This window comes from Cytophagia bacterium CHB2 (genome assembly GCA_030263535.1).
Classification (GTDB): domain Bacteria; phylum Zhuqueibacterota; class Zhuqueibacteria; order Zhuqueibacterales; family Zhuqueibacteraceae; genus Coneutiohabitans.
In genome coordinates, this window is sequence record SZPB01000234.1 from 1 (window position 1) to 10,224 (window position 10,224).

The window sequence follows — 10,224 nt, forward strand, 5'->3', positions numbered from 1 at the left end:
GTCAACGAGGTCAAGCGGCTTCCAGCACCAATTCGCGCATCCGAATCGGCTGTTCCGTCGCAATGATCGTCTGAACGATGCGATCAATGTAAAGCGCCACCTTGCCTTCGAGCGTTTTATTGTCGCAATTCGGGCAAAGTGAGGCCGGCACGTTCTTGACTTGAATGTGCAAGCCATTGCGGCTGAAGTTGACGTTGGTTGTTCCCGAAGTCATTGCGGAGCGGCATTTTGAGCAGGTGATCATAGGGCTATTTCGGCTGCCATTGGTTGATGAATTCTCTCGCTTCTTGCAGGGCATTGATTTCAGATTCCGTCCAAACGGAAGTCGACAAAAGCTGTTTCCTCTAAGCCTCCACATCGGCTTTGAAATGGTTGGTGTCAGGAGAATGCTGCTGTTTTAACAACTCCAGCAATGCTTTCTTTTTGCCGAGAGGCAACACACCCAACTGTTGCACAAGTTGATGAGTGATAGCGTCCATGGTCACATGTTCTTGAAATTGAATCCAATGACAGCCCAATAGTATGCCAGGAAACATACAAGAACGATAACTCAATCGCAAAGAGAATTTTGACGGTCATCGGCACGTAGCATTTAATTGGGCAAAACAACTGACCTCTGAAAATTCGAGTGCCGTTCTCACGGCCACCACTTGGCGGTATCGACTATGGCGCGGGCGGTTTCGCGCAGCGCCGGGACGCCGCCTTGCGCGGCAATGACGGGGAGCAGCGCTTTACCCGTGGGATAAAGCCGTCTAATAGTGACGAGTACCCTGGACATAACTTATCCAACGGGGTGAATGGCTTGGAGAAGTTGTGGTCGCCGGGTGCGCGCAAAGGCCCGCAACGTTGCCGACAGTTCTTCAAACTTTGAGCGGCACGCGGTAGATGACCGCAGGGTATTTTCGTTATCCCCCCAATCATGAAATCAAGGAGCATCTTGCTTTGTAAAAAAGTTTTCTCTATCTTTATCTGAGTTTGATCGTTTCCTTGACCCGGTTGAAAGAGGAAATCCGATGGCTCCGGTGCCGGAAAAGATTCTGTGGCTGGTCTCGCGCGGTTACATTGAATTTTCAGGCAAGGGGTACAAACAACTATTTGCCGGGCCCTATGATGAAGACGATGTCAAGAACGCCATCTTGTTCGGCCAGGTTGTGAAGAAAGAGCGCGACGAAACCAAAGTGGCAAAACACAAATACACAATCATCGGTCCGGCGCAGAATGGAGTATCGTTATATTGTTGCGGTAAAATTCGCAAGAAAATTTCGGGAGAAGAGTATTTCATCATAACTTTTCACGACGACAAATCATGAAACGAAAAAAAACTTCACAAGAGCTCTGCCCTATGTGCGGACAGGGCACGACGCACGTAGAAAAACTGGATTACAAGCTCAAAGATGAAAACGGCGGGGAGTTTACTGTGCCGCAGCTTGAAGTTGAAATCTGTAATTTCTGTGGCGAGCACATTTTCAATATGGCTGCTGTGCGCAAAGCTCGCGCAGTGCAGGGCAATACCGGGAAAATTTTTCTGCGCTTGCAGCCTACGCTCCAAAACGCACTGGCGGCGCGTGCGCGCAATAACAAACGCTCACTCGCGCAGGAAGCTCAACATTTACTCGAAACCAGCCTCGGCGCGAATTGAGCTCTCCACCTCCGAAAATCACACTCGCTTCTTATCAAGCGCGTATTTAGTCTCTTCTTTTTTGTGCTCAAATGCCATATTGTTTCGCAACATAAATGTTGTGTTACTCACCCTTCACCCTTCCACATCCTTCTCACGGCTACCACTTGGCGGTATCGACGAGGCGTGGGCGGTTTCGCGTAGATCCCGCCCGGGCATCTTATTCAGGGATAAAACTGCAGAACAGCGTTTTATCCAGCGGCTAATGCCATCTTTTAAGGTGTGCACTTTTGTCGAAGATTCTCCACCTCAATGCGCCGGGCCCAGCAACACCGCATTCATAAACAACAAATTCAAACCATCCATGAAGGCGCGGTAGTTGGGGTCTTCGGCGAAAGCGATGACGTGGCCGCGGCCCAGGCGTTGATACATGAGATAAGCTTTGTTGGCAATCTGCTTGCGCGAGGTTTCCCACGTGAAGCCGCTGGCAAGCACTTTGTCTTCGGCGAGATAAACGCCGACATTCACACCTTTGTCGAGCGTGAGCGGCGTGTAGATGTTGCGACTTTCGACCATGGCAATCGCGCGACCGTCGTCATAGCCGGCGCTCAACCAATGCGTCGGCTCCAGGTGCATGCGCATCAAAGCGCCGGGCGTGTATTCCGGCAATTCCTCTTTTGGTTGAATGGCCTTCTCCAAATCATAAGCGCCGGAGGCTGTGGCGGGCGGCGCTTCTTCTTTTTTTTCTTTTCCGGCTTCGCGCTCGGGCTTGCCGTTCTTCAATTCGCGCGAGGTTGCGAGCAAATCGACTTTCTCCTGCGTCAGCCAGCGCGTGGCATCACCGAATGTGATCAATGTGCCGCCGCCGCTAATCCACGTCTTGAGACGTTGCACGATACTTTCGTTTAAAATCCCAGAATACCCTCCGCCCCAGAAGCCCGAACCATCCGGAAGAATCAAGACATTAAACTTGTCCAAATCTGCCGCGCCGAGTTGCCAGGAGTTGATTACTGTCACCGGATAGCCGTACATTTGCTCGAGTACGTAGCGCGTCCAGCCGGCGGAAAGCGGGCTGGTCGGCATGTTGTAAGCCATCGCCACCTTGGGTTTGCGAATGAATTGCACATGATTACTGCCGAAATTGACGCCCTCACTCACCCAGGAATTATCCGTGGCAAGCACCTCGACGCCATGATCAGCAGCCAACTTTTGCATGCGCACAAAAAGATCATCGGGATTGTCTTTAGTTTTGATGATCAACGAGCCGCGCGGAAACTTGCGGCCCTCAAGAGTGAATTCTTTGTCCGAAGTGTGTACGCGCACATTTTGCCGCAGCAAATCCGCCAGCGCAGCGGCAGCAGTATTTTTGCCCCAGGCCAGCAGATAGGCAAGATGCGCCTGGCCGCCGTGAACCTGGCCTTGCGCGACAGGCGGCGTTTTGAGTGTGCTCAAATTTCCCGTAGAAGGAACTTCGGCAGCGTAGCATTCGACATTATACAGCAAGGGCAACGACCAGCCGGTGACATCATAGAACTCATCCGGCAGGCGTTTTTTGCGGCGTTGCAATTGTTCTTCGATGAATGCCTGGTCCATGTTGGTTTGCCGGTCCATCAGGGTTTTGAGCAAACGTTTTGCCGGTTGCGCCAGCGGAACGACAAACGTTCCGGCAGGAAAATTTTTCGAAGCGAGCCGGCCTTCGAAATAATCACGCACGCGGGAGTTGGTGAATGCCGCCTCGGCGCGTTTGATCTCGATGCCCTGCTGCATCAGCAGCGTCGCCAGCTTGATGGCGCGATTGGGATCGCTGCCCGGCGCGATGATATATTCCTTCACCAGCTCGCGGCTGCCTTCTTCAATCGCGGTGCGGCGATAATTGTAAAAATAACGCAGCAGATCGACGCGATTATTCGCTGCCATTTCCGCGGTGGACAGCGAAGCAATGAAATGATGGTGCACGGCATCACGATAGCGCAACAGCGTTTCATCGTCGCGTTGAATCACCAGGCCGTCGGCGCCGGCTTGTTCGTACGTCATGCCAATGGCGCCTTGAAAAATCGGCCAGCCCTCGCCATAACCCGGATAAAACGAATCAAAAATTTCGCGCGTGAAATAATCGAAGCGAAAGCGGTCGAACCACTTGGCGTTGTTGCGGCCGAAGCGCGCGAGCCAGTCCGCTTGCTGCGTGGTCATGTTGGGATTTTTAGGATCAGCCGGCGGCGCAAAGTAATAGGTTTGCCCGGAGCCCATTTCGTGCAAATCGACAAATACCTGCGGATGCCATTCCAAAAAGCTGCGCGTGCGTCCTTGCGTTTCCGGCTGGGTGTTGGCAAACCAATCGCGATTCATGTCAAAGAGATAATGGTTCACCCGTCCCGAAGGCCACAATTCGTTATGCTCCGCCGAGAGTTGATTTTCGTCCGGCCAGCGGCCCTGGGTTTGGCGCAGATAGTTGACGTAGCGATCGCGGCCGTCAGGGTTTTGCATGGGATCGATGAGCACGACGCCTTGCGCCAGAATTTTTCGGCTAACGGAATCATTCTGCGCCGCGGCGAGATGATACGCCATCAGCAAAGCCGCATCGGTGCTTGAAATTTCATTGCCGTGCACGCCGTATGTCAACCAAACGATTGCCGGCATGTTGTTGATCAACTCGTCTGCCTGCGTTGCGGTCAGGTTGCGCGTGTCCGCCAGTTTTTGCATGGCTTGTTTGATTTCTGCCACGCGGCCGAGATTTTTTTCAGAAGCGACGATCAGATAGTAAAGCGACCGGCCTTCCCACGATTCGGCGTATTTGATCAATTCGATGCGGGGCGAAGCTTTGGCAAGGGCGTGAATGTAGCGTTCCGCCTCGTGATGCAGCGTAATTTTTTCGGCCCAGTCATGGCCAACAACGTTTTTGAGCGTGGGAACATTGGGATCATAGACTGCGCCGGCATAGAATTCGAACGATTGCGAGAAAAGTGATTGAAAACACAGAAGCATCATGTAAAGCAGAACGAGTTGACGAAGGGCGCGGGGCATTCCTTCCTCCAAAGAGAGTTGCGACTATGCACATTTTAAAAACGGTTTTTTAAACGTTTGGAGATACTGTTCGCTGTGAAAGGTGAAAAAGTGTAATGTGTAAAAACGTCTAGCACTTTACACCTTTCACTTTACACAATCTTGTAACGCGCAGCTTACTCACCAATAAAATGCAACACCACTTTCCGCCGGTGCGGCGCAGCACGATGCTCATACAAATAAATTCCCTGCCAGGTGCCGAGCGTGAGTCTGTCGTTTTGTATGGGAATGCTCAGGCTGGTTGCCGTCAATGCAGTGCGAACATGCGCGGGCATATCATCGGGCCCCTCGGATTGATGGCGAAACAGCGGATCGCCATCCGGCACGAGACGCTTGAAAAAGCGTTCAAGGTCGCGCTGCACTTCAGGATCGGCATTCTCTTGAATCAACAACGAAGCCGAAGTATGCTGCACAAACACCGTGAGCAAGCCACTCTGCGCGTTGATGTCGGTGAGCCAGCGTGCCACCTCGCTAGTGAAGTCGTATAAGCCTTTGCCGGAAGTGGCAAGCGTTATTGTATGAAAGGATTGTTGCATATGGGCGGGGGTCTGCAATTGTGCTTGTGCGATCAAAACGATGGGATTTAGCGAATCGTCTCACCATCGCACTTCAAGGCATAGCGCGATGGCTTCCCGGATGCGTTCCATCAATTCATCGAGGGAGCGTGCCTGCGTGTGACAGCCTTTTAACGCCGGCACGGAAGCAACATAGAAGCCCTCACGGTCTCGTTCGATAACGACATTGAAATCTTTGTGCATGGCACATTCCTTTTTCTAAACGAAGAAAGCGCTTTTTATCTAGCGGGATGTTAGCAAAAAAATGCAAAATGAGCAAGCCCAAACCCATGAAAGCTTGTGCACAGCAAAGATGTTTGACGGTTACGGTTTGTGTCCCCAAAATCCCCTTGACAAAGATTCGCTTTTTTAGCAAGATGATGACGCAACTTCAGTGACAACAGCCACACTTAAATTTGGTGTTGCATGAACAGTGCTGTGTTCAAGCGGTGTTCTCTCCTGTTATGAGGCTGTTAGGCGCACACTTGGAAAGCAGCCTTTCATCATGCGATTTCCCCAAAACCAGGAACACATTCATGGTCGATTTTGAAAAACTCGGCGTGTTTTATCTCGGACGCGCTTACGATTTGTCCGCGAAAAAGGCGAAAGAAAATCTTCTGCTCTACGATTCGAAAGATCTCGTGACACACGCGATGTGCGTGGGCATGACGGGCAGCGGCAAAACCGGGTTGTGCATTGGCTTGCTGGAAGAAGCAGCCATCGATGGCATTCCGGCGTTGATCATCGACCCCAAGGGCGATCTTGGCAATTTGCTGCTGACATTCCCCGAGTTGAAGCCGGAAGATTTCCGCCCCTGGATCAATGAAGATGATGCCCGCAAGAAAAATCTCAGCGCCGATGAATTTGCCGCCAAACAAGCCGAGCTGTGGAAAAACGGCCTGGCCTCCTGGGGCCAGGAGGGCGGGCGCATCAAGCGCTTGCGCGAGTCGGCAGAGTTTGCCATTTACACGCCGGGCAGCTCTGCCGGCTTAGCGGTGTCAATTCTACAATCGTTCGCCGCACCACAGGCAGCAGTGCGTGAAGACAGCGACGCGCTGCGCGAGCGCATTGCAACAACGGCGACAAGCTTGCTCGGGCTGCTCGGCATCGATGCCGATCCCATCAAAAGCCGCGAGCATATTTTGATTTCCACCATCCTCAATCATTATTGGCTGCAGGGTGTAAATCTCGATCTGGCGACCTTGATTCATGCCATTCAAACGCCGCCGGTAAACAAAATCGGCGTGTTCGATCTTGACTCGTTTTATCCAGGCAAAGAGCGTTTGGAATTGGCGATGTCGCTCAACAATCTCCTGGCGTCTCCGAGTTTTCAATCCTGGCTGGAGGGCGAGGCGCTCGATATTCAAAACTTGCTTTACACCAAAGACGGCAAGCCGCGGCATGCCATCTTTTCGATTGCGCATCTCTCGGATGCGGAACGCATGTTCTTCGTGTCGCTGCTGTTGAATCAAACGCTGGGGTGGATGCGGGCGCAGTCGGGCACCACCAGTTTGCGCGCGCTTTTTTATATGGATGAAATCTTCGGCTATCTGCCGCCGGTGGCGAATCCGCCTTCAAAAGCGCCGTTGTTGACGCTGCTGAAGCAGGCGCGCGCGTTCGGCTTGGGCGTCGTGCTGGCGACGCAGAATCCGGTTGATCTCGATTACAAAGGCTTGTCCAACATCGGCACCTGGTTTTTGGGAAGATTGCAAACCGAGCGCGACAAGGCGCGCGTGCTCGAAGGCCTGGAAGGCGCGGCGAGCGGCGGCAAGTTCGACCGTAATTTGATGGAACAAACGCTGGCCGGACTCGGCAGCCGCGTGTTTCTCATGCACAACGTTCACGAAGATGCGCCCGAAGTTTTTGAAACGCGCTGGGTCATGTCCTATCTCGCCGGGCCGTTGACGCGCAATCAAATTAAATTGTTGATGGATGAACGCCGAGCGGCGCCGGGCGCTGTTGCTGCAAAGGCGGCGAGCCTGCCGGCAGCAGCGCCGGCGAAAATTGCGAGCCGGCCGGTGTTGCCGAACACGATTCCGCAAGTGTTTTTGCCGGTACGCGGCGGTACGCCGGACAACACGCGTTTGCTGTATCAGCCGTTTCTGCTCGGACTGGCACAGGTTCATTTCAATGATGCAAAAAAGGGCGTCGATCTTGTTGAAAATGTCATGCAACTCATTCCACTTGCCAATGAGGTTTTGGCGGTGAAGTGGCAGGATGCTGTTGATGCCGGGCTTGCTGAGCAAGATTTGCGTACCGAGGCCGAACCCAACGCCAGCTTTGCCGAATTGCCGGCACCCGCAGCACAACCGGCAAATTATGCCAAATGGCAAAAGCAATTCGCAACGGAATTGCAGCGCAGTTGTGCCGTGGAATTATTCAAGAGTGCAAGCTACAAAGAGCTTTCCCGGCCGGGCGAATCCGAGCGCGATTTTCGTGTGCGCTTGAGCCAGCTTAGCCGGCAGGATCGCGATGCTGCGATGGACAAGCTGCGGCGCAAGTATGCTCCCAAAATCGCGGCGCTCGAGGACAAAATTCGCCGCGCCGAAGAGCGGGTGGCGCGTGAGCAGGCGCAAGCGCGCAGTCAGCAAATCAACACCGTGCTCGATGTCGGCGCGACCATTCTCGGCGCGTTCATGGGACGCAAAGCCGTGAGCCGCACCAATCTCAACCGCGCCGGCTCGGCCATGCGCAGCGTGAGCCGCGCCAGCCGGGAATCACAAGACGTGAAAAGCGCGGAGGAAACGCTGGCATTGTTGCAGCAACAAGTGGCAGATTTGAATGCGGAATTTGACGCCGAAGTCGCGGCGCAAGCCGCCGGCGCTGCTGCGCAAACTGAGGTGTTTGAGACCATCGCGGTCAAGCCTAAGAAAACAGGCATCTCGGTCAAATTGCTGGCACTAGCTTGGGCGCCGTAGTTGGCGCGCGAAGATGGCACAATTGTGTGAGCATGGTAACAATTTGATACAATTTTGTGATAAACAAGTATCACCCAGCAAAGGTGTGATGCTTTCTTTCTCCGGCCATTTTGCCTTCCTGCCGTTTTGACGCCGTCAGCCTTTATTTTCCCGCCTTGAATTATTCAACAGCAAGTGCTAAAACACGTAGAAGGAACAAGATAAGACCAGCCGGTCCGAAGCTGAGTCGCGGACCGGCCCACTCGTTATCTTGAATTCTCAAAACGTTGTGTCACAATCGCGGTGGATTTTTGATCATCAAATATCGCTGAGGAAGTGTTCTGGTATGCATTTTGTCAGTTTTTGTCCGAACTGGCTGCCTGGAGAAATCTTTTTGCTCTCTCTTCAGACTGGCGGTGATGTCGGTATAGCCTGAAATCACATCACAAGACGGGCTGTGAAAATCACTCATAGGTATATCGTTTAAATAACTTTCCCATATTCAAACCGTGAACGAGCGCGAATAGCCGCCAAGCAACGCGAATTTGAAACTGGCGGAGGTTTGTGCTGTTTAGCGGTTGCAGAGAAATGCGCGAGTTATTTGAATGACGCTCAATTAGGAAAAATAGTATCGGAGATCGGATTTATGCCGAGAACGCTTGTCACCGGCGGGGCGGGCTTTTTGGGGTCGCATTTGTGTGAATATTTGCTGCACCGCGGCCATGAAGTGATTGCGATGGACAATCTCTTGACCGGCACGACAGATAACATTGAACACCTGCGCGGCGAGCGCTTCAAATTCATCAAGCATGATGTCACGGAATACATCTACCTCGCGGGCGAGTTGGATTACATTCTGCATTTTGCCTCGCCGGCCAGCCCGCTGGATTATCTGCAACTGCCGATTCAGACCATGAAAGTCGGCGCATTGGGCACGCACAAAGCGCTCGGCCTCGCCAAAGACACGGGCGCCACGTTTTTGCTTGCTTCGACTTCCGAAGTGTACGGCGATCCGCTGTTGCATCCGCAAACGGAGGATTATTGGGGCCATGTCAATCCCATCGGCCCGCGCGGCGTTTACGACGAAGCCAAGCGTTTCGCGGAGGCGTTGACGATGGCGTATCATCGCACGCACGGCGTGGACACCAAAATCGTCCGCATCTTCAACACCTATGGTCCGCGCATGCGTCCGAATGACGGCCGCGCGATTCCCGCGTTCATTCCGCAGGCCCTGCACCACGAGCCGATCACCGTGTTCGGCGACGGCACCCAGCAGCGCGCCTTCACCTATGTGGGCGACATCGCGCCCATCATCGCCCGATCCGCCACCATGCCCGAGGCCTATGGCGAAGTGTTCAATGTGGGGGCGGACACGCCCTACACCGTGAACGAGCTGGCCACCCTGGTGATGGAGGCCATGGGGATGAAAGGGGAACTGCGCCACCTGGAGGCACGCAACGAGGTGGTCTTCGCCTTCAGTGACCATTCCAAGGCCAGGCGCATCTTCGGCGATGTGCAGGAGACCACGCTGGAGGAAGGTTTGCAAAGGATGGTGCCCTGGGCCAGGCGTTCGCGGAAGGGGATGTGGGCCATAGGGATCGTGCTAAGCCTCCGTCAGTTGCTCGGTGCGCGACACGCCCACGCTGTAATACTTTGCGTCGGGGTGGTGCACGAGGATCGCTGCAGTGGACTGCTCCGGCACAAGCTGGTAGGCGGGCGTCAATGACATGCCCAGCATCTCCTCGGCGGGCAGCAGCCGGAACAGCGTGGCGTGGTCTTCCAGGTCAGGGCAGGCCGGGTAGCCCCAGCTATAGCGCTTGCCGCGCTCGACGGGCAGGCCAAGCTCGCGGTTGATATGGCGGTTCAGGTAGGTGGCGGTCGCCTCGGCTGTCTGCACGGCCAGCCCGTGAAAGAAGTACGCTTCCGTGTATTCGTGCGCCGCTTGCAGCGCGTCGAAGCGCTCGGTCGCTCCCGCGCCGACGGTGACGACCTGCAGCGGGCAGACATCCACCTGCTCCCCGCCAGCGGGGGCGAAGTAGTCGGCCAGGCAGAGGTGCTCGCCGAACGGCTGGCGCGGGAAGTTGAAGCGGGCGAT

Annotated in this window: 9 protein-coding genes; 4 read left to right on the forward strand and 5 right to left on the reverse strand. The window is 54.1% G+C overall.

From position 1 onward, the window contains the following. Positions 1–10: 10 nt before the first annotated feature. Complete coding sequence (locus FBQ85_19940; protein ID MDL1877406.1) at positions 11–358, reverse strand: YgiT-type zinc finger protein; 348 nt, start codon at positions 356–358, stop codon at positions 11–13. A gap of 655 nt (positions 359–1,013) precedes the next feature. On the opposite strand from FBQ85_19940, the gene FBQ85_19945 reads away from it, so the two are divergent. Together FBQ85_19945 and FBQ85_19950 are read left to right on the forward strand one after the other, a co-directional pair. After that, positions 1,014–1,310 carry a hypothetical protein gene (locus FBQ85_19945; protein MDL1877407.1) on the forward strand — a complete coding sequence of 99 codons (297 nt, stop codon included), beginning with the start codon at positions 1,014–1,016 and terminating at the stop codon, positions 1,308–1,310. Next, positions 1,307–1,639: a YgiT-type zinc finger protein gene (locus tag FBQ85_19950; protein ID MDL1877408.1), complete on the forward strand. Its 333-nt coding sequence runs from the start codon at positions 1,307–1,309 to the stop codon at positions 1,637–1,639. The genes FBQ85_19945 and FBQ85_19950 overlap by 4 nt, the downstream gene beginning before the upstream one ends. Positions 1,640–1,927: 288 nt before the next feature. On the opposite strand, the gene FBQ85_19955 is transcribed toward FBQ85_19950, so the two are convergent. From FBQ85_19955 to FBQ85_19965, 3 genes are all read right to left on the reverse strand, one after another. Beyond that, on the reverse strand, positions 1,928–4,639 hold the full coding sequence (locus tag FBQ85_19955; GenBank protein MDL1877409.1) for a peptidase M14: 2,712 nt from the start codon (positions 4,637–4,639) through the stop codon (positions 1,928–1,930). Between the two features lie 155 nt (positions 4,640–4,794). Then, complete coding sequence (locus tag FBQ85_19960; protein MDL1877410.1) at positions 4,795–5,214, reverse strand: YjbQ family protein; 420 nt, start codon at positions 5,212–5,214, stop codon at positions 4,795–4,797. Positions 5,215–5,274: 60 nt separating this feature from the next. Then, the gene (locus FBQ85_19965) at positions 5,275–5,436 is read right to left on the reverse strand and encodes a type II toxin-antitoxin system HicB family antitoxin (GenBank protein MDL1877411.1); all 162 of its coding nucleotides are present in this window, start codon (positions 5,434–5,436) and stop codon (positions 5,275–5,277) included. 332 nt (positions 5,437–5,768) lie between these two features. Here FBQ85_19965 and FBQ85_19970 point away from each other — a divergent pair, with 332 nt between their 5' ends. Continuing rightward, entirely contained in the window at positions 5,769–8,150 is a 2,382-nt protein-coding gene (locus FBQ85_19970; GenBank protein MDL1877412.1) for an ATP-binding protein, read from the forward strand. Positions 8,151–8,775: 625 nt separating this feature from the next. Beyond that, on the forward strand, positions 8,776–9,855 hold the full coding sequence (locus tag FBQ85_19975) for an NAD-dependent epimerase/dehydratase family protein (GenBank protein ID MDL1877413.1): 1,080 nt from the start codon (positions 8,776–8,778) through the stop codon (positions 9,853–9,855). Here the strand turns inward: FBQ85_19975 and FBQ85_19980 are convergent. Next, positions 9,733–10,224, reverse strand: a 492-nt coding sequence (locus tag FBQ85_19980; GenBank protein MDL1877414.1) for a methionine synthase, incomplete at its 5' end; no start/stop codon positions are given. The two genes, FBQ85_19975 and FBQ85_19980, sit on opposite strands and share 123 nt — an antisense overlap.

Bases quoted from the DNA above. Each gene is read 5' to 3' on its own strand.
- FBQ85_19945 (MDL1877407.1), top strand. From the start codon at position 1,014: ATGGCTCCGGTGCCGGAAAAGATTCTGTGGCTGGTCTCGCGCGGTTAC.
- FBQ85_19975 (MDL1877413.1), top strand. From the start codon at position 8,776: ATGCCGAGAACGCTTGTCACCGGCGGGGCGGGCTTTTTGGGGTCGCAT.
- FBQ85_19960 (MDL1877410.1), bottom strand. From the start codon at position 5,214: ATGCAACAATCCTTTCATACAATAACGCTTGCCACTTCCGGCAAAGGC.
- FBQ85_19955 (MDL1877409.1), bottom strand. From the start codon at position 4,639: ATGCCCCGCGCCCTTCGTCAACTCGTTCTGCTTTACATGATGCTTCTG.
- FBQ85_19970 (MDL1877412.1), top strand. From the start codon at position 5,769: ATGGTCGATTTTGAAAAACTCGGCGTGTTTTATCTCGGACGCGCTTAC.
- FBQ85_19950 (MDL1877408.1), top strand. From the start codon at position 1,307: ATGAAACGAAAAAAAACTTCACAAGAGCTCTGCCCTATGTGCGGACAG.
- FBQ85_19940 (MDL1877406.1), bottom strand. From the start codon at position 358: ATGTGGAGGCTTAGAGGAAACAGCTTTTGTCGACTTCCGTTTGGACGG.
- FBQ85_19965 (MDL1877411.1), bottom strand. From the start codon at position 5,436: ATGCACAAAGATTTCAATGTCGTTATCGAACGAGACCGTGAGGGCTTC.